Below are 17,746 nucleotides of genomic sequence, written 5' to 3' on the forward strand. Positions count from 1 at the left end.
GGTTTGACGATCACTTGCTTTAAGGGATCCGTCCGCAATGGACGGGTCCCTTTTTGCGTTTGCCGGTGAGGTGCGCAATGCTACTCGTGCGCAACGCTGTCCGGGCTGTTCACAGGCTATTGGGTTGTCGGTGCATGAAAATGCCGACATCCCGCCTCGGGGAGGAGGCGGGAACGCACCGAGTAGACGGAGGGGTGCGGAGCGCGGTCGCGTCTCGACTGGCGACGTTGCCCATCGACGACCCTATTGTACCGCATGGCATGGTTCTTGGCATATCGTGTCGAACGCTTGTGTTGTGCCTTTGCCTGCGGCAACGGTGTGTTACACTCTTGCACTGCTGAGTGGGCCAGACGGTCGCGCGATGTGCTGCTTGCGGCACGCGTGAGGAAAGTCCGGGCTCCAGAGGGCGGGATGCCGGCTAACGGCCGGGCGGAGTGATCCGACGGAAAGCGCCGCAGAAAAGAAGACTCCCACCTGCGCCGCAAGGCGTAAAGGGAAAAGCTGAAACGGTGGTGTAAGAGACCACCAGCGTCGTGGCAACACGGCGGCTTGGCAAGCCCCATCCGGAGCAAGCGCGAATAGGAACGCTATGGGCCGGCCCGGTCCGCGTTCGGGTAGCGTGCGTGGAGCTGCACGGTAACGTGCAGACAAGATAAATGACCGTTCACGACAGAACCCGGCTTATAGGCCCACTCGGCACTTTGTTGACGCTGCGAACCCGTCAGCGCGACAATCTGCCTTTCAAGCCTTCGGGCATGACCATAAGGTCAATGCCCTCGTCTTTCAAGGCACCTTGCTCGCGCTGACGGGTTCTCGCTTTCGTTGACGGAATCATCGGCGGTTCCGTTCTTGGCATCTCGCTGTTTTTGCCTGGTCATCGGCAGCCTCATTTCTGTTGCAATCTCGTCTTTCAAGGCACCTTGCTCGCGCTGACGGGTTCTCGCTGTTGGTGACGACATCATTGGCGTTTTCGCTCTTGTTGGCGAGGACAACGGTGCTGTCTTTGCCGTATTATTGAGGCTGTTTGTTGCCGCGCTTAGTTTTGTTGAGGGGCTTTGTTGGACAGCTACTTTACTCTGCGATCGAATATTGAGGCTTCTGGCGAGTTTGTGGATCGCAAGAGCCGGTTTATTGCCCAGCTGGTCCATATTGAATCCGAGGATGAGGCGAATGCCTTCATCGAGATGGTTCGCAAGCGTCATTACGACGCTCGACACAATGTTCCCGCGTGGATTTTGGTCGATGGACGCGAGCGTCAGAGTGATGACGGTGAGCCGAGCCGCACGAGCGGCATGCCGACGCTCGAGGTGTTGCGCGGCGCTGGGCTCAAAAATGTTTGCTGCGTGGTGACGCGCTATTTTGGCGGCACGCTGTTGGGGCCCGGTGGCTTGGTGCGCGCCTATACCGCGGCGACGCAGGCGGCGGTGGCAGCTGCTCAGGAGGCAGGGCAGGTCGTTGAGATGACGAGCGTCGTGCCTGTTGACGTGCACGTGGCCTATCCGCAGTATGAGCAGGTGCTTCGTTTGGCGCAGGATTCGGGTGCCAAGGTTTCGGATACCGATTACGCGGATGCCGTGACGATCCATTTGGTGTTTAAGGCGGGGGAGCAGGAGCCGTTTTGCGCTAAGATGCGCGAGCTTATGGCGGGGCGCGAGGAGATTGAGGTCGGCGCTCCCAAATTTGCCGAGTTCTAACGGCGACGGCCGGCGTGCTTTTGGATGAATCCCAAGCACGCCGGCCGTCGTTTTCTGTTGCCGCCGTTTACTCGGCGAGCTGCTTTAGCACATCGCAGGCGATCTCGATGGCGTCGTCGATGCAGCCGGGGCAGCTGCGGAGCGGACCATTGTCCGATCCGATGCCCTTGAGCGTGCCGCAGACGGTCGTCGTGTTTTTCGTTTTAAAACGCTTGGCGATTTCGCGCGACAGCTTGTAAGTCTGGCCCTTGGTCTTGGGGTTATCCATGCCGTCGCTCATTACAAAGCCCATGATGGCCACGGCGCCCGAGATAGCGCCGCAGGTCTCGGTCATGCCGCCCATGCCGGCGCCAAAGCCCTCGGTGAGGATAAAGGCGGTCTGGGGGTCGAGCCCGACGGCGGGTGCGAGCGTGCAGGCGACGGCCTGTGCGCAGTTAAAGCCACGGGCGTGGTATTCGGCAGCCTGAGCCTGACAGGCGGTGATGTCGAGCTGGGCAGTATCGATTTGCTTCATCGTTGTCTCCTCGGTAACGGTGTACTCGCCTATGGTACCCTTGCCGATGCATTTGTTCATCGAAAGCCTCATGTATGCCTCATTTTTATCTATCGAATAAATGCCAAGATCTGCGATAAATGCCCCCGGTTGATTTGTCTCATAACCTACCTTGGGGATGGGTTGAGAGGGGTGCGGGGTAGCGGTATCGTGAACCGGATAAAAATGTAACCCAGGCAAGGGAGCTAGATATGAGCGAGCAGACCATCGGTACTACATGTGTTCAGGGCGGCTATCACCCGGGAGATGCGGAGCCGCGCCAGGTGCCCATCTACCAGTCCACCACGTGGAAGTACGACACGTCCGAGCACATGGGCAAGCTGTTTGACCTGGAGGAGTCTGGCTATTTCTACAGCCGTCTGCAGAACCCTACGTGCGATCTGGTTGCCGCCAAGATCTGCGAGATGGAGGGCGGCACCGCTGCGATGCTCACGAGCTCGGGCATGGCTGCGAACTTCCTCGCGATCTTTAACGTGGCCGGCGCCGGCGATCATGTGGTCGCAAGCTCGGCCATCTACGGCGGTACCTACAACCTGCTTGCCCATACCATGGGTCGTATGGGCGTTACCTGCACGTTCGTTGCCCCCGATTGCACCGATGAGGAGCTCGAGGCAGCCTTTAAGCCCAATACCAAGCTCGTCTTTGGCGAGACGATCGCCAACCCCGCCCTTGCCGTGCTCGATATTGAGCGCTTTGCCAAGGCCGCGCATGACCACGGCGTGCCGCTGATGGTCGACAACACCTTCCCGACGCCCGTGATGTGCCGTCCCTTTGAGTGGGGAGCCGATATCGTTACGCACTCCACCACCAAGTACATGGATGGCCATGCGGCCTACCTGGGCGGCGTGATCGTCGACCACGGCCAGTTTGACTGGATGGCCCATGCGGACAAGTTCCCGGGTCTCACCACGCCCGATGAGAGCTACCACGGCGTGACCTATGCCGAGAAGTTCGGTCGCGAGGGCGCCTTCATTACCAAGGCAACCGCTCAGCTCATGCGCGACCTCGGCCCCATGCAGAACCCGCAGGCGGCGTTTTTCCTGAACAGCTCGCTCGAGAGCCTGCATGTGCGCATGCCGCGTCATTGCGAGAACGGCCTGGCTGTTGCCAAGTTCCTGCAGAGCCATCCCAAGGTGCGCTTCGTGAGCTATCCGGGTCTGGAGGGCGACAAGTACTATGACCTGGCTCAGAAGTACATGCCCAACGGCACCTGCGGCGTTGTGAGCTTTGGCTTTAACGGTGGTCGCGCGGCGGCCGAGACCTTTATGAAGAGCCTCAAGCTCGCTCAGATCGCCACGCATGTGGCCGACGCCCGCACTTGCTGCCTGCATCCCGCTAACGCCACGCACCGCCAGATGAACGATGAGGAGCTTATCGCCTGTGGTATCTCCGCCGACATGGTGCGCCTGTCGTGCGGTCTCGAGGATACGGCCGATATGATTGCCGACCTTGAGCAGGCGCTCGAGCAGTGCTAGGCTAGCGTTCGTGCAAGGCGCCGATGCCGGCAGAAAGCTTCGGCGACCTTTAGCTCCGATACCGTAGGCGGGGCCCCAATCGCGACTGTTTGCAGGCGATTGGGGCCCCGTTTTTTGTGTTGCGCCACTCGAAAGGATGGATATGGAGAAAACCGCAGAGCAGCTGCGCCGCGAACACATCGCTCTTGAGGGGGACACCCATGGCAAGAACAAATGGGCGATTCTGTTTACGGTGCTCATCATGACGTTTATGGTGTGTCTGGATTCGACCGTCGTGACCGTGGCGCTGCCCGTGATGCAAAAGGAGCTGGGCGTGGGCCTCGATCGCATTCAGCTGGTAAGCTCGGTGTATCTGCTTGCGGCTTGTGCGGCGATGCGGCTTTGTGGTGCGATGCGGCTTGTGGGGCGGGCGGGGGTCGGTCCGTGGTAGACTATCGAGCAATGTTTATTAATCGCGCGGTATCGTTGCCGCGAGAAGGGGTTGCGCCATGCAGGAGCTTGAGGACCGTATTCGCCATGACGGCATCGTAAAGGCCGGTAATGTCCTTAAGGTTGATGCTTTCCTCAACCACCAGTGCGACGTTGAGCTGTTTGACCACATGGGCGCCGAGTGGGCCCGTCTGTTCGAGGATGTCGAGATTAACAAGATCCTTACGATCGAGGCTTCGGGCATTGGCATGGCCTGCATCGCAGCCCAGCATTTTGGCGGCGTGCCGGTGGTCTTTGCCAAGAAGGCGCAGTCCATCAACCTCGACGGCGAGCAGTATGCCACGACCATCTACTCCTTTACCAAGCAGAAGGAGTACCCGGTCATCGTTGGCAAGCGCTTCCTGTCCGAGGGCGACAAGGTCCTGATTATCGACGACTTCCTGGCCAACGGATGCGCGCTCGAGGGTCTTATCAAGATCTGCGAGGCTGCGGGTGCCGAGGTGTCCGGCATTGGCATTGCGGTGGAGAAGGGCTTCCAAGGCGGTGGCGATAAGCTCCGCGAGCGCGGCTTCCGTGTTGAGAGCCTGGCCCGTATCGCCGATATGGACTGTGAGAACGGCGAGATCACCTTCGCCTAAGCGCGCAACACAAGCGATTGGTATGCGATGTGACAAAGGGGGTGTCCCTTTGTCACATTTTTTGTATGAGGGGAGGTGTTGATATGGATGAGAACAAGATGGGATGGCGTGAGTATGCGCGCTATGCCGAGATGTCGGTCGAGGAGCTGGCGCGCGATTGCGAGGTGCAGGTGTTTCGCGCGACGGGTCCGGGCGGGCAAGGCGTGAACACGACGGACTCGGCGGTGCGCATGAAACATATCCCTACGGGGATTACCGTGACGGCGCGCGAGAGTCGCAGTCAGTTCCAAAATCGTAGCTGCTGTTTGCGTAAGCTACACGCTGAGCTTGAGCGTCGCGGGCGTTCACCGCGTCGACGCGTAAAGACCAAGGTGCCTCAGCGCTCTCGCCAGCGCAGACTTAATGACAAGCACTTCAACGCCATTAAAAAGGCCAACCGCCGCAAGCCGGGCGGGGAGGAGTGATCTTCTCGATAAGTTGCGGTGAAATAGGGGCTGTTTTGCGGCTTTACCTGCATAAACAGTCCCTATTTCACCGCAACTTAGGGGTGGTTAGCGGGTTGGACGCCAGACTTGGAGGGCGCCGGGTAGGATGTCGACTTCGATGCGCGAGGCGATAACAGGTTCGCCGTCGGCCTGGATGGGGTAGTCGGGCTCCTCAAAGGTGAGCTCGGCATGGCGGCAGCGACGCATGCAAACCGGCGGCAACTTGGTATGGTGGCCGTCCTTGGCCGAAAGGAACATGGGAAGCGCGACCGCGCGCGGAACGGGGCCGCAGGCGTAGCAAACGTCGAGCATGCCGTCGCACGGGTCGGCGTCGGGACAGATGCGATAGCCCGAGCCATACGTGGGGCCCAGCTGAATCGCCATGATGATCGCCCTCACGCGCTCGGCGGGCGCGCCGTCAAAGCTGACTGTCATGGGGTAGTTGCGATAGCGCAGGCCAAACTGTTCAAGTCCCGAGAGGGTGTAGAGCGGAGCGCCGGTGAGGCCCGTCTTTTTGCGCAGCTCGGTGGTGCCCAGGCCGATGGCGGCGTCAATACCGACGGAGAGCGTCTGGTCGTAGTACTCAACGCAAGCCTCGCCGCTACCGCTTGCGGGGTTCCATGAGCGAATGCGACCGATGTCCTGACGCTGCAGCTCGCAGGTGAGCAGCGCGCCAAAATCCTTGCCGGAGAAATCTTCTATACCGAGCGTTTGGGCAAAATCGTTGCCGGAACCCACGGGTAGGATGGCAAGAGCGGGGCGGGGGTCCTCCTTTTGTGCCATAAGCCCGTTGACGACCTCGTGGATCACGCCGTCGCCGCCAAGGGCGATAACGGTGCGATAGCCCTGAGCCTGTGCGGCCAGCTCCTTGGCGTGCCCCATACGCTCGGTCAATACCAGGTCAAACTGGGATGCGCGTGCAGCCATGTCCAAAAAGCGTTGCAGGCGCTCGGCAACTTCGCGCGCCGCACCCGATTGGGCGGCTGGGTTGGCGATGATGAGCGTGCGACCAAAATCAGTTGCGTGCATGGGCGACTCCCGGCGTATGGCGTGACGGTGCGGTCGCGCTCGGGTCGAATTGCCCCCCGATTGTGGCTGCACGGCGAATACTTACGTCTACTCTATCAGGTCGTTGTGGCGCTCGATAGCATCCGCTACCGTACCGCCCTCATCCACTATAAGCGAACGGCGCTTGGGTGAGATGATGCGCTGGGCAGGGTACACGCCGCGGTGTCCGCCGGCGAGATAGCTGATAAAGGCCACGATGACAAAGAACCCGGCGGCCGTGCCGTGGAACAGGTCGATGGCCATCATGCAGGTGGTGATGGGCACGTTAAGGCCGGCACAGAACACGCCGAGCATGCCGAGAGCCGCCAGAAAACTGGGGTCGAGCCCGGTAAGGCAACCGATCCAGCCACCGAGTGCCGCACCGATGCCAAACAGGGGCGTGACCTCGCCGCCTTGGAAACCGGCACCCAGGGTGAGTGCCGTTACGATGAGCTTGATGACGGCGTCGGCGAGGGTGGTGTTGCCGGCAAACCCGGCGCCCGAAAGCCACGTGGAAAGGCCGGCGTAGTCCCAGGCGTCGAGGAGGGCATAGACAGCCAAAACCACGAGTGCGCCTATAAGTGCGCGAACGAGGTAATTGGTGATAAAGCGACCGTACAGGCTCTTGACGGTTCGAACCGACCAGGCAAAGAGGCGTGCCGTCAGACCGAAGATAATGGCGCTGATAACAACGATAACGACCGTTTTGGGCGTCATGGCGGGAACGCTGGCGATGGCATTCGCTTCGTACTCGGTACCCAGGGCGAGTGATGTAAAGTAGCCGGTAAACGAGGCGACCAGGCAGTAGATCCCTGCGGTGTAGTCGATCTTGCCGATAAAGCACATCTCCATGCCAAAGAAAGCTCCGGCAAGGGGCGAACCGAATACGGCGCCAAAGGCCGACGAGATGCCGGCGAGCATGAGGTCGTGGTGGTCATGCTTTTTGAGGTGGGCGAGGCTTGAGATGTTGCTGGCGATGGTGCCGCCAATCTGCACCGCGGCTCCCTCGCGACCGGCCGATCCGCCCGTTAGGTGCGTGAGCGTGGAGCAGACGAAGGTGAGGACGGCCATGCGCTTATGGATGAGGCGTGTGCCCAGAGCGGAGTCGATGACCAGGTTGTTACCGCGTTTGGCGGCAAGACCGTGGTTTTTGTACGCCCATGCGGTGGCAACGCCCACAACGGGAAGCAGCGCGTAAATCCACGTATGGTGCTCGCGATAGTCGGTCGCGATATTCAACGAGGCCAAAAACGCCCAAGCGGCAACGCCCATGGCGAGCGAGACGATGACGACGAGCACGAGCAACTTAGCGCTCGCGAGTAGGTTGTGGGCATTGCGGCGCGTGTCGGCAGCCAAGAGATGCTCGGAGCGGGTGAGCTGTTGCCTGCCTGCCATGATGACGTCGTTCAGGGAGAAAAAGCCGCCGTCGTCGAGCGGCTGGGAATGATCCTGCGCCTCGTTTGCGCTTTCGGGTTTGTCGGTAAAAGCCATACGTTCCTCTTTTAGGTTGCAACACGAGCATTATAGAACGTGCCAAACGTGACAAACCGGCAGGTTGGTTTCGGTTCTGTTTCGCGGCTTGCGGCCGACAGATGTATTCGAGAACGTGGGTCGTTTCGCCGCCGTGCGGCAGGGGATTATACTGAGACAAGCATAAAGAATTGGCGCCCCCGTTGTGCGCTGTGGCATTAAGAGGTGCATATGGCAGAGAAACTCATTCCGCTGGAGGACGCGCAGTCGATTGTTCTGTCGCACGTTGCTCCGACCGATCTCGTCGAGATTCCCGTGTGGCAAGCCGCCGGTCTCCCCTTGGCCGAGGACGCGGTGGCCGATATCGACATTTCGCCGTTTGCCAACAGCGCTATGGACGGATATGCCGTGCGCGCCGTCGACCTCGCCAAAGCGTCCACCGATGCGCCCGTGACGCTTTCTGTCGTGGGGCACGAGGCGGCGGGCCATGTCTTTGAGGGCGCAATCGGCGCGGGCGACACGGTTCGTATCATGACGGGCGCGCCGGTACCCGAAGGTGCCGATGCCGTGGTGAAGTACGAGATCGTCGATGTGCTCGACGGTGACGGCAACGAGGGTTCGCGTGTGAGATTCTCGGCGCCGGCCAAGGTGGGGGAGAACGTTCGATCGGCTGCTGAGGAAGCGCATACTGGCGACGTCGTGATGTACGCTGGAGAGGTTGTGGCTTCGGCGGGCGCCGGCTTGCTGGCGAGCGCCGGGTATGCGAGCGTGAAGGTGCATGCCGCGCCGCGCGTGGGCATTATCTCGCTGGGGACGGAACTGGTCGCACCGAGTAACGTGCCGGCGCGCGGGCAGATTCGCGACTCCAACTCGTCGGCGTTGATGGCCGAGGCGCTCGATGCAGGAGCCGAGCCCGTGTTCTACGGCATTGCGCCCGATGATGAGCAGGCGATTGCCGAGCTGGTGCATCACGCTGCGCAGGAGTGCGATTTTGTCATTACGAGTGGTGGCGCCTCTGCGGGTGATTACGACTATGTGACGGCGCTCGTTCGGCGCGAGGGCGAGGTGCTGTTCGACCGCATCTCGATGCGTCCCGGCAAGGCCATCACGTTTGGTCTGCTGGGGGGCAAGCCATATTTGGGACTTTCGGGCAATCCCGCGGCGGCGTATGTGGGCTTTGAGATGCTCGCCCGCCCGGCGATCCGCAAGATGCGCGGCTTTGCCGAGGGCGTGCGTCCCGTGCAGCAGGCGAAGCTCACACACGGCGTGAAGAAGCGACAGCATCGCCGCTTCTTCGATCGTGCCACGGTTTTGCGCGACCCCGAGACCGGTGAGCTGTTGGTGACCGAGGCCAAGACGCAGAATTCGGCGCTGCTCGGCACGATGCAGCGGGCCAACTGCCTGCTGCGTATTGACGAAGGCCCGTGTGACCTCAAGGCGGGCGACGTCGTGGATGTCGTGCGTGTCGACTTGCCTGAGGGCGCGGTGCTATAGGAGGAACGCTATGGAGTTGAAGATTTCGATTGTGACGTGCTCGGATACGCGCGATCTTGCCCAGGACGAGGCGGGTGCTGCGCTCGAGGAACTCATCGCGGCACAGGGCCGGACGGTCGCCTCGCATGTGGTCGTGCGCGACGACGTCAGCGAGATCGGTGATGCCATTGTGGAAGCGGCCGATGAGTGCCACGCCAATGTCGTGCTCACCTGCGGCGGCACGGGCCTTTCGATGCGTGACGTGACGCCCGAGGCGACGCGTGCCGTCTGCGACCGCGATGTACCGGGTATTGCAGAGGCAATCCGTGCGTACTCCATGACCAAGACGCGCCGCGCTATGCTTTCGCGCGCCGTGTGCATGCAGCGTGGGCATACGCTTGTCATCAACTTTCCGGGATCAACGAAAGCGGCCCGCGAAAGCTGGGAGGCTGTGAGCGACCAGCTGGAGCACGCAGCTCAAATGACGGCGGGGGGCGGGCACGCCAAATAAGCGCATTACCTGCGGCGGAGTGACCTTACGGGCTGCTCCGCCTTTTTTATGCAGCGACAGTGCGGGCCGTCTCGTGGTTATCGGTAAAGGAAAATTATTAGACGAGAAATATTTATCACAAACACTATTCGCGCAAAAGTATAATCTAGTAACAGAATAAAGCTTGCGGCGGGGTGCCCGGGCGTAGCGTTCGAAAGGGTTGAACATGTTCGATACGGTTTCTCGCCGAGGGTTCGTTTCACTTTCCGCTGTCGCCGCTGCCGGCCTTGGGCTTGCCGGCTGTTCCGGCAGCAAGACGTCTGGGCCGACTGGCTCCGATGCCGGTTCTGCTAAGGCATCTTCCAAGAAGGCTGTTGAGCTGCAAGTCTTTGCTGCCAACTCGCTCGAGAAGGCCCTGCCCGAGGTTCAGAAGCTCTATACCGACCAGACCGGCACCACGTTTGCCGACACGCAGTTTAAGGCGTCTGGCGACCTTGTCGAGCATATGCGCGCCGGTGCCGCCGTCGACGTACTCATCACCGCTTCCAAGGGCACCATGGATGACGCTGAGACCGCCGAGCTCGTCGACGCCGACACGCGTGAGGACATGTTCGTCAACGACCTCGTGATCATTCGCGCCGAGGGCTCCGACACCAGGGTCGAGGCCATCGCCGACGTCGCGAACCTGGACGGCAAGATCGCCATCGGCGACGCCAAGACCGTTCCCGCCGGCAAGTACGCCAACCAGGCCCTGGCCTCCGTGGGCCTCTACACCGGCACCGAGGGCGACGACGGCGAGTATACACCCGATCTCGCCGACAAGGTGGCTCTGGCCGACAAGGTCGGCACCGCTGCGTCTTACGTCTCTACGGGCGACTGCGTGGCCGGTTTTGTCTACAGCTCCGATATCTTCCGCTACGACGGCATCGAGGAGGCCTTCGTGTGCCCCGAGGACTCGCACAAGACCATCGTGTATCCTGGCGCTGTCGCCGATAGCTCCGAGCACGCCGACGAGGCCAAGGCGTTCATCGACTTCTGCCTGACCAACAAGAAAGCCCAGAAGATTTGGGCTAAGTACGGCTTTGAGCTTTCCGCGTAGTTCGCAACATCGCTGCATAACGATATGCTTGAGGGCGGGCGTTCTCGCGATCGCCCGCCCTTTTGATTGAACCGGCGTGTCCGCGCGCCGTTGCCCTGTGTTTGAGGAGTCGCCCGTGCCAAGGAAAACGATTCGCCTGCTCGCCGTGCTGGCTGCGGTTCTGTGCGTGCTGACCGCACCGCCCGGGGTTGCTCGGGCCGAGGCACTCTTCACCACCGCCGATGGCTGCCAGGCGACCGAAGATTCCGCGCTTATCGATGGCGTCGGGTTTGGCCTCAACGCGTTTGAGCGCAATGCCAAGGGCACGGCCCGTTCGTTTGCGGGTCAGCCCGAGGGCTACCGTTTTCCTATCTACAAGAAGACGACCCTCGTGACGGTGACGACGCCTGAGAGCATCGTGGTCTGGCTCGACGCCCATGCCGCCAAAGACGCGGGGCTCGATATCTCAAAGGCAGATGACCAAAAGGCGCTCAAGAAGATGCTCGTGGGGCTCGACAAGTCGCACTCCATGGGTGGTGCGTTGCTGGAGGACTCTAATCTCGAATGGGTCTTTACCTCGGATAACGCGCTGGTGCAGAGCGATTACCGCTATCAGTTTAAGGTGAAGGGCGGCAACGGCGATTACTACACGGTAGTGAATGCCGCCGACGCCGCGAATGCCGAGCTAGATTTGGGTGACGGCGTCCTGTGGAGCGATAACGCCGCCCTCGTGCGGTATGCGGACGTGTCGACGACGGTGCCGCCGTCGCTGGCGGAGCGCGCCGCAGCCTTCTTGGGCGACATCGACTATCGCCCGTTTTGGGTGTCCATAAAAACGAGCGGCCTTGCCCTGCTGATCTCCTTTGCGCTGGGGCTGTTCGCCGCGTGGAAGACTATGGGTACCTCGAGTCGCATCAAGGGCCTGCTCGATTCGGTTTTTACGATTCCTATGGTGCTGCCGCCCACGGTCTGCGGCTTTCTGCTCCTCATGCTGTTTGGCCGCTCGACCGGGGTGGGCCAGTGGCTTATCGCGCACGGCATCTCGATCGTCTTTACGTGGCCGGCGGCGGTGATATCTGCCGTGGTGGTGTCGTTCCCGCTCGTCTATCGTACGGCACTCGGTGCCTTCGAGAGCCTCGACACGCAGATGCTCGATGCGGCGCGCACGCTGGGATGGTCCGAGCGTCGCATCTTTACCAAGCTCATGATGCCGCTCGGCTGGCCCTCCATCGCCGCCGGCACGGTGCTCGCCTTTGCCCGCGCAATGGGTGAGTTTGGCTGCACCCTGTTCTTTGCGGGCAACTACGCCGGTATTACGCAGACCATTCCCATCGCCATTTACTTTGAATGGATGGGCGGCAACACGTCGGTGGCGCTCTTTTGGGTCATCGTCGTAATCGTGTTTTGTTTCCTAGTCATCCTGTTCATCAATATGTACACCGCTCATTCGCAAAAGTATCGCGAGCGGGGCCTTTCCCGTGCGGAGCGCAAGCAGGCCAAAGATCTCGCCGGACGGGGCGATTCACTCGACCCGGCGGGCGGCGATGCCTTGCGTATCGATCGCGAGGCGCTGGTCGAGCTCATGCGCGATGACGCCGCTTTGCAGGGAGGTCGATAGGCCATGTCGCTCGTTCTGGACATCAAAAAGCACTATCCCGGGTTTACACTCGACATGCAGCTTGAGGCCGGCGAGGAGCGTGTGGCGCTGCTGGGCGCCTCGGGCTGCGGCAAGAGCTGTACGTTGCGCTGCATTGCCGGCGTGGAGACGCCCGACGAGGGCAAGATCGTCGTCAACGGTGTGACCTTTTTTGACTCGGCGGCGGGCATCAACCTGTCGCCTCAGGAGCGAAAATGTGCCCTGCTGTTCCAAAACTATCAGCTGTTTCCCAACATGACGGTGGCCGATAACGTATGTGCCGGCGTAAAGGACGCAGGCGACGCCGTGGCGCGCAAGCAACTTGCCGAGCGCTATCTGGGCATTTTCGGTCTGGCCGATTTTGCCGACCGCTATCCCGCACGCCTCTCGGGCGGTCAGCAGCAACGCGTGGCGCTCGCCCGCATGGTGGCGGCGCATCCGGGCGTTTTTATGTTCGACGAGCCCATGAGCGCGCTCGATTCTTATCTTAAGAGCGCCCTCGAGCAGAACATGCTCGACCTGTTTGACGTCTGTAACCGCACCGTGCTCTACGTGAGCCACGACATCGACGAAGCGTGCCGCCTCTGCCAGCGCATCTGCGTGATGCATAACGGGCATGTGGAGGAGATCGGCTCCGTCGAGGACGTGGTCCGCCGTCCGCAGACGCTGGCGGCACTGCGTCTGACGGGGTGTAAGAACACAAGCCGCGCACGAAAGATCGGGCCCGAGGAAGTTGAGGCGCTCGACTGGGGCATGACCTTTAACGTGGGTCGCGAGGTTCCCGATAATGTGGTGTACCTGGGCATTCGCGCAAGTTACTTCCATGTTGACAACCGTGCCGAGCGGGGCCGCAATAGCTATGATTTGCACGTGGCCCGTGTGAGCGATTCGCGCTTTGAGCGGCTGGTGCTGCTGGACGTACCGCGCGTCGATGCGCCAACGCGTCTGCAGTGGAAGGTCAACAAGGTGGGCATGCCTGTCGACGAGCTGCCACAAGCAGGCGAGACGCTGCGCATGCATTTTGATGCCAGTAGGATCCATTTGGTTTGTCGATAGCGCCGGGTAATGCCGTCGGGGATATAAGCCTCGGCGGCTTTGTTTTTGCCGTTCGCCGAATGAGGGATGACAAACTCTTATCAATCAAGCAATCAATTTATTAAACGACGGCACACGATGCTGTCGTACGACGATGCCGCGGGGGCTGCAAGCGTGGCTCTGTGCGGTACGTCCGACGAGGTGATTCCCGAGGCCGAGAAGGTGCTGCCGTCAAACCTCTGCCCGCTCATCAAGTCGACGTACGGCTTTGCCTACTCGCAAAAGTGCCCGTTTACGTACTTTAGCGACATGATCATCGGCGAGACCGCCTGCGACGGCAAGAAGAAGATGTACGAGCTGCTGGGGGAGCTTAAGCGCACGCACATTCTGCATCTTCCTCAGGGTCGCGACCGCGCCTACGAGCGTGAAGGCTGGTACGAGGAGTGCCGCCTGCTCAAGGAGGAGCTCGAGGGCTTCTACGGCGGCTAAGGCCGCTGTGGTCGATGGGGTGGATTCGGTGACGTGGACCTGCGTGCAGCCAACCGGGTTCTCCTCGGTCGATGCTTCCGAGCGGCTGCGCGAGGCACTGGCAGCGGCTGGCTATGACGTGGCTGCCGACCTGGCGCGTTCCGGCGAGCCCACCAAGATCAGCAGCATGTGCACGGTGTTTGCCGAGAGCGAGGTCATTAGCCTGATCGGCCGCGGCGAGCCGCGCGAGAACATTGCCCGCGGTGTGATCGAGAGCGTCGTGTCGCGTGTGGCGACCATGGCCTCGCAAGCCGCGGGCGCCCCGTACTATCTGACCGGTGGTCTGTGCGAAAACGCCTATGTCATCGAGCGTCTTGGCGCATTGGTGGGCTCGCCGGTCACTACCTCGCCCCAGGCCCGCTTTGCCGGTGCCATCGGCGCGGCCATTCGAGCCCAGGCGCTCGCGTAGGGGGCCGGTGCGATAAATTGCCCGCTCTCGGCGCCGTCATGCGTATACTGGGAGGAACTGATTGACCGATGAGAGGAGGTATCGATGGCTGACGATCTCATGAAGCTCACGCAGATGACTGCCGCGAGCGGTTGAGCCGCTAAGTTGGCTCCTGGAGCCCTCGCCCAGGTCCTGGGCGACTTACCCAATGTGCATAACGACAACCTGCTCGTGGGGTTCGATACCTCCGACGATGCGAGCGTCTTCCGCGTTGGCGATAACTTGGGCCTCGTGCAGTCCATCGACTTCTTCCCACCGATGGTCGACGACCCGTTCCTGTTTGGCCAGATCGCCGCGGCAAACTCGCTGTCGGACATATACGCCATGGGTGGACGGCCGAGCCATGCCATGAACCTGCTTTGCATACCCAGTTGCCTGGGCGTTGAGGTTGCCGGCCAGATTCTGGCGGGTGGCGCCGACAAGTGCGTCGAGGCCTGCTGTGCCATCGCGGGCGGCCACACCATCAACGACGACGAGCCCAAGTACGGCCTGTCCGTGAGTGGCTTTGTCGCGCTTGACCGTATGCTCGCCAACAGCGGCGCACGCGTGGGCGATGTTCTGCTGCTGACCAAGGCGATCGGCTCGGGCATCATCACTACGGCCATTAAGGGCGAGCTCATCGAACAGGACGAGGCCGCAGCCATGTTTGACTCGATGCGGACCCTCAACGAGGCTCCGATTCGTCTGGCCGAGGACCTCGAGCTTCATGGCTGCACCGACATCACGGGCTTTGGCCTGATCGGACATGCGTGCGAGATGGCCGAGGGCTCGGGCGTGCAGATTGAGCTTGTGTCGGGGGCGGTGCCGCTCTTTGACCAGGTGCTCGACATGGCACGCCTTGGCATTATCCCTGCCGGCGCCTACCGCAACCAGGACTTCTTTGGCCCGCGCGTGGCAGTCGACGATGGTCTGGAGCCGGGGATGCTCGACGCGCTGTACGATCCGCAGACCTCGGGCGGCCTGCTTATCGCGGCACCTGCTGCCGATGTGGATGAGCTTGCGCGCCGTCTGCATGCCGAGGGGCGCGTTGCCTCCGTCGTCGGCCGCGTGTGCGAGCCGGTGCCAGGTGGTTCTGCCGTCCTCGTTGTCCGCTAGCCCGCACGTTTATGTAACTGTTTACCGTTCTCTAGAACGGTTCTTTCGAAAGGAAAGGCTATGTCTACCAAGATTGAAGTCAACGCCATGGGCGATGCCTGCCCGCTGCCCGTCGTCAAGACGCTTAAGGCGCTCAAGCAACTCGATGGCGAGGGCGTTGTCGTGACCTCGGTCGATAACGAGACCGCCGTCAAGAACATCTCCAAGATGGCGCAGGAGAAGGGCTGCACGGCCTCGGTCGAGAAGGTTTCTGACGCCGAGTGGCACGTGACCGTGGCGACCGCCGGTGCCGTGGCCGTTGCGGACCCCGAGCAGGATGGCGCTGCCTTCTGTGATGCCAGCGCCGGCAAGGGCAAACTCGTCATTTCCGTCTACACCGACTGCATGGGCAGTGGCGACGACGAGCTGGGCCACAAGCTCATGAAGGCGTTTATCTTTGCCGTGACGCAGCAGGAGGAGCTGCCCGCGACCATGCTGTTCTACAACGGCGGCGCCAAGCTCACCGTCGAGGGCTCGCCGGTGCTCGATGACCTGAAGGGCCTGGCCGAGCAGGGCGTCGAGATTCTCACTTGCGGTACCTGCCTGGACCACTTTGGCATTAAAGACCAGCTTGCGGTGGGCGAGGTCACCAACATGTACGTGATCGTGGAGAAGATGGAGCAGGCCGTGCGCGTCGTGCGCCCGTAGCGTTTGGGCGGGATTGCCATGAGAGAAAAGCGCCCGGCGCTTGTCATCACGTTTCCCACCACGGCGGCCGCCATGGGGTGCGAGACCCTATGCATCGAGCGCGGCCTTCCCGGGCGCACGATTCCCGTGCCCGGGGAGGTCGCTGCCGGCTGCGGCTTGGCGTGGAAGGCGTTGCCTGCCGATGAGGAGCTGCTGCGCGCCGAGCTTGCCGCAGCCGGTGTTCCCACCGAGGGCTTTACGGTGATTGACATGTGGGAGGTCGTGCGATGATCTATCTGGATAACGCGGCGACGACCATGCATAAGCCGCAGGCGGTCATCGATGCCGTGACGCAGGCGATGTGCTCGCTCGGCAATGCCGGGCGCGGCGCCACGTCGGGTGCTCTCGATGCGGCTCGTACGATTCACGGTTGCCGTGCCAAGCTCGCGCGCCTTTTGGGTTGCCCGAGAGCGGACCATGTGTGCTTTACGCCCAACTCCACGGCTGCGCTCAACACCGCCATCTGTGGCGTGGTGCGCCCCGGCGACCGTGTGGTCACGACGGTGCTCGAGCACAACTCGGTGTTACGCCCGCTCAATCGCCTGTCGGCGGTACAGGGTGTGGCGGTTGAGCATGCGGGCTGCGACGCGAACGGCGTGCTCGACTACGACGAGCTCGAGCGGTTGGTGACGCCGGACACGCGTGCTGTGGTGGTGACGCACACCTCCAATGTGACCGGCAACGCGGTCGACATTGCGCGCGTAGCGGCCATGGCCCATGCGGCAGGTGCGTTGGTGATCGTCGATGCCTCGCAGTCTGCCGGCACGGCGCATATCGATATGCACGCCATGGGGCTCGACGTTGTGTGTTTTACCGGTCACAAGGGGCTTATGGGTCCGCAGGGGACCGGCGGCCTAGCCGTGGCGGAAGGCATTGACGTGGCACCGTGGGCCATGGGCGGCACGGGCGTTCACAGCTTCGATGCGCTGCAGCCGCTTGAGTGGCCCACGCGCCTGGAGGCCGGTACGCTCAACGGTCACGGTATCGCGGGCCTTTCTGCCGGCCTCGACTTTATCGAGGCCCAGGGTGGGGTCGAGGCGATTGCGGCGCATGAGCGCTCGCTTGCAGAGCGCTTCCTTGCCGGCGTGCGCGAAATCCCCGGCATTGCGCTCTACGGCGCCTTTGACCAGCCGATGCGCTCGGCGATCGTTTCGCTTAACGTGGGCGATATCGACTCTGCCCAGATCTCGGACGCGCTCATGCAAGGCTGGGGGATTGCGACGCGCCCCGGCGCCCATTGTGCCCCGCTCATGCACCGCGCGCTCGGGACTGAGCGTCAGGGTGTCGTTCGTTTCTCGTTTGGGTATTTCAACACGGACAGGGAAGTCGACACCGCGATTGACGCGCTCCGCGATTTGAGCTGCGATTAGACCAACCTTCTGTGCCCTTAGATAAACCGTTTGCGCAACCTTCCCGCATTGTCGCTTATACAGGGTATTGTGAGAT

Annotated in this window: 19 protein-coding genes and 1 other RNA gene; 17 read left to right on the forward strand and 3 right to left on the reverse strand. The window is 61.5% G+C overall.

Going from position 1 to position 17,746, the window contains the following annotated elements; all coding sequences use genetic code 11:
- The first annotated feature begins 338 nt into the window (after window positions 1–338).
- Both rnpB and ACTM82_RS01055 read left to right on the forward strand, forming a co-directional pair.
- An RNA gene (gene rnpB / locus ACTM82_RS01050) (RNase P RNA component class A) lies at window positions 339–700 on the forward strand.
- 355 nt (window positions 701–1,055) lie between these two features.
- Window positions 1,056–1,694, forward strand: coding sequence for a YigZ family protein (locus ACTM82_RS01055; protein WP_195838524.1), 639 nt, complete (start codon window positions 1,056–1,058; stop codon window positions 1,692–1,694).
- 67 nt (window positions 1,695–1,761) lie between these two features.
- Here the strand turns inward: ACTM82_RS01055 and ACTM82_RS01060 are convergent, their stop codons facing one another.
- Window positions 1,762–2,268: a C-GCAxxG-C-C family protein gene (locus ACTM82_RS01060; protein ID WP_427727569.1), complete on the reverse strand. Its 507-nt coding sequence runs from the start codon at window positions 2,266–2,268 to the stop codon at window positions 1,762–1,764.
- A gap of 170 nt (window positions 2,269–2,438) precedes the next feature.
- Between ACTM82_RS01060 and ACTM82_RS01065 the strand changes: the two genes are divergently transcribed.
- From ACTM82_RS01065 to ACTM82_RS01080, 4 genes are all read left to right on the forward strand, one after another.
- Window positions 2,439–3,722 carry an O-acetylhomoserine aminocarboxypropyltransferase/cysteine synthase family protein gene (locus tag ACTM82_RS01065; protein ID WP_441053935.1) on the forward strand — a complete coding sequence of 428 codons (1,284 nt, stop codon included), beginning with the start codon at window positions 2,439–2,441 and terminating at the stop codon, window positions 3,720–3,722.
- Window positions 3,723–3,864: 142 nt separating this feature from the next.
- On the forward strand, window positions 3,865–4,152 hold the full coding sequence (locus ACTM82_RS01070; protein ID WP_441053933.1) for a hypothetical protein: 288 nt from the start codon (window positions 3,865–3,867) through the stop codon (window positions 4,150–4,152).
- Between the two features lie 58 nt (window positions 4,153–4,210).
- A complete protein-coding gene (locus tag ACTM82_RS01075; RefSeq protein ID WP_427727567.1) occupies window positions 4,211–4,789 on the forward strand; it encodes a xanthine phosphoribosyltransferase in 579 nt (192 codons plus the stop codon).
- An 83-nt stretch (window positions 4,790–4,872) separates the two neighbouring features.
- Window positions 4,873–5,253: a peptide chain release factor family protein gene (locus ACTM82_RS01080; RefSeq protein ID WP_441053931.1), complete on the forward strand. Its 381-nt coding sequence runs from the start codon at window positions 4,873–4,875 to the stop codon at window positions 5,251–5,253.
- An 87-nt stretch (window positions 5,254–5,340) separates the two neighbouring features.
- On the opposite strand, the gene ACTM82_RS01085 is transcribed toward ACTM82_RS01080, so the two are convergent.
- Together ACTM82_RS01085 and ACTM82_RS01090 are read right to left on the reverse strand one after the other, a co-directional pair.
- The gene (locus ACTM82_RS01085; RefSeq protein WP_441053929.1) at window positions 5,341–6,303 is read right to left on the reverse strand and encodes a diacylglycerol/lipid kinase family protein; all 963 of its coding nucleotides are present in this window, start codon (window positions 6,301–6,303) and stop codon (window positions 5,341–5,343) included.
- A gap of 87 nt (window positions 6,304–6,390) precedes the next feature.
- Entirely contained in the window at window positions 6,391–7,812 is a 1,422-nt protein-coding gene (locus ACTM82_RS01090) for a chloride channel protein (protein WP_441053927.1), read from the reverse strand.
- A 210-nt stretch (window positions 7,813–8,022) separates the two neighbouring features.
- On the opposite strand from ACTM82_RS01090, the gene ACTM82_RS01095 reads away from it, so the two are divergent.
- The 11 genes from ACTM82_RS01095 to ACTM82_RS01145 all read left to right on the forward strand — a co-directional run bounded on the left by ACTM82_RS01095 (window position 8,023) and on the right by ACTM82_RS01145 (window position 17,670).
- Window positions 8,023–9,285, forward strand: a complete 1,263-nt coding sequence (locus ACTM82_RS01095) for a molybdopterin molybdotransferase MoeA (RefSeq protein ID WP_441053925.1) — start codon at window positions 8,023–8,025, stop codon at window positions 9,283–9,285.
- 10 nt (window positions 9,286–9,295) lie between these two features.
- Window positions 9,296–9,775 carry a MogA/MoaB family molybdenum cofactor biosynthesis protein gene (locus ACTM82_RS01100; RefSeq protein ID WP_441053923.1) on the forward strand — a complete coding sequence of 160 codons (480 nt, stop codon included), beginning with the start codon at window positions 9,296–9,298 and terminating at the stop codon, window positions 9,773–9,775.
- A 205-nt stretch (window positions 9,776–9,980) separates the two neighbouring features.
- Window positions 9,981–10,853 carry a molybdate ABC transporter substrate-binding protein gene (modA, locus tag ACTM82_RS01105; protein WP_441053921.1) on the forward strand — a complete coding sequence of 291 codons (873 nt, stop codon included), beginning with the start codon at window positions 9,981–9,983 and terminating at the stop codon, window positions 10,851–10,853.
- A gap of 115 nt (window positions 10,854–10,968) precedes the next feature.
- Window positions 10,969–12,450: a molybdate ABC transporter permease subunit gene (gene modB / locus ACTM82_RS01110; RefSeq protein WP_441053919.1), complete on the forward strand. Its 1,482-nt coding sequence runs from the start codon at window positions 10,969–10,971 to the stop codon at window positions 12,448–12,450.
- Window positions 12,451–12,453: 3 nt separating this feature from the next.
- Window positions 12,454–13,524, forward strand: coding sequence for a sulfate/molybdate ABC transporter ATP-binding protein (locus ACTM82_RS01115; protein ID WP_441053917.1), 1,071 nt, complete (start codon window positions 12,454–12,456; stop codon window positions 13,522–13,524).
- Window positions 13,525–13,641: 117 nt separating this feature from the next.
- Window positions 13,642–13,992, forward strand: coding sequence for a 2-hydroxyacyl-CoA dehydratase (locus tag ACTM82_RS01120; RefSeq protein ID WP_441053915.1), 351 nt, complete (start codon window positions 13,642–13,644; stop codon window positions 13,990–13,992).
- Between the two features lie 7 nt (window positions 13,993–13,999).
- Complete coding sequence (locus ACTM82_RS01125) at window positions 14,000–14,440, forward strand: BadF/BadG/BcrA/BcrD ATPase family protein (protein ID WP_441053913.1); 441 nt, start codon at window positions 14,000–14,002, stop codon at window positions 14,438–14,440.
- A gap of 84 nt (window positions 14,441–14,524) precedes the next feature.
- Window positions 14,525–15,574 (forward strand): selenide, water dikinase SelD, encoded by a 1,050-nt coding sequence (selD, locus tag ACTM82_RS01130; RefSeq protein WP_441053911.1) that lies wholly within the window; start codon window positions 14,525–14,527, stop codon window positions 15,572–15,574.
- A 60-nt stretch (window positions 15,575–15,634) separates the two neighbouring features.
- Window positions 15,635–16,261, forward strand: coding sequence for a sulfurtransferase-like selenium metabolism protein YedF (gene yedF / locus ACTM82_RS01135; RefSeq protein WP_441053910.1), 627 nt, complete (start codon window positions 15,635–15,637; stop codon window positions 16,259–16,261).
- 18 nt (window positions 16,262–16,279) lie between these two features.
- Entirely contained in the window at window positions 16,280–16,531 is a 252-nt protein-coding gene (locus tag ACTM82_RS01140; RefSeq protein ID WP_427795782.1) for a DUF3343 domain-containing protein, read from the forward strand.
- Complete coding sequence (locus ACTM82_RS01145) at window positions 16,528–17,670, forward strand: aminotransferase class V-fold PLP-dependent enzyme (RefSeq protein ID WP_441053907.1); 1,143 nt, start codon at window positions 16,528–16,530, stop codon at window positions 17,668–17,670. Before ACTM82_RS01140 ends, ACTM82_RS01145 begins: the two co-directional genes overlap by 4 nt.
- Window positions 17,671–17,746 lie beyond the last annotated feature (76 nt).

The organism is Collinsella sp. HCP3S3_E5 (assembly GCF_052067635.1).
GTDB lineage: Bacteria > Actinomycetota > Coriobacteriia > Coriobacteriales > Coriobacteriaceae > Collinsella.

Coding starts and splice junctions, on each gene's coding strand:
- ACTM82_RS01060 (WP_427727569.1), bottom strand. CDS start 2,268: ATGAACAAATGCATCGGCAAGGGTACCATAGGCGAGTACACCGTTACC.
- ACTM82_RS01065 (WP_441053935.1), top strand. CDS start 2,439: ATGAGCGAGCAGACCATCGGTACTACATGTGTTCAGGGCGGCTATCAC.
- ACTM82_RS01070 (WP_441053933.1), top strand. CDS start 3,865: ATGGAGAAAACCGCAGAGCAGCTGCGCCGCGAACACATCGCTCTTGAG.
- ACTM82_RS01075 (WP_427727567.1), top strand. CDS start 4,211: ATGCAGGAGCTTGAGGACCGTATTCGCCATGACGGCATCGTAAAGGCC.
- ACTM82_RS01080 (WP_441053931.1), top strand. CDS start 4,873: ATGGATGAGAACAAGATGGGATGGCGTGAGTATGCGCGCTATGCCGAG.
- ACTM82_RS01085 (WP_441053929.1), bottom strand. CDS start 6,303: ATGCACGCAACTGATTTTGGTCGCACGCTCATCATCGCCAACCCAGCC.
- ACTM82_RS01090 (WP_441053927.1), bottom strand. CDS start 7,812: ATGGCTTTTACCGACAAACCCGAAAGCGCAAACGAGGCGCAGGATCAT.
- ACTM82_RS01095 (WP_441053925.1), top strand. CDS start 8,023: ATGGCAGAGAAACTCATTCCGCTGGAGGACGCGCAGTCGATTGTTCTG.
- ACTM82_RS01100 (WP_441053923.1), top strand. CDS start 9,296: ATGGAGTTGAAGATTTCGATTGTGACGTGCTCGGATACGCGCGATCTT.
- modA (WP_441053921.1), top strand. CDS start 9,981: ATGTTCGATACGGTTTCTCGCCGAGGGTTCGTTTCACTTTCCGCTGTC.
- ACTM82_RS01115 (WP_441053917.1), top strand. CDS start 12,454: ATGTCGCTCGTTCTGGACATCAAAAAGCACTATCCCGGGTTTACACTC.
- ACTM82_RS01120 (WP_441053915.1), top strand. CDS start 13,642: ATGCTGTCGTACGACGATGCCGCGGGGGCTGCAAGCGTGGCTCTGTGC.
- yedF (WP_441053910.1), top strand. CDS start 15,635: ATGTCTACCAAGATTGAAGTCAACGCCATGGGCGATGCCTGCCCGCTG.
- ACTM82_RS01140 (WP_427795782.1), top strand. CDS start 16,280: ATGAGAGAAAAGCGCCCGGCGCTTGTCATCACGTTTCCCACCACGGCG.
- ACTM82_RS01145 (WP_441053907.1), top strand. CDS start 16,528: ATGATCTATCTGGATAACGCGGCGACGACCATGCATAAGCCGCAGGCG.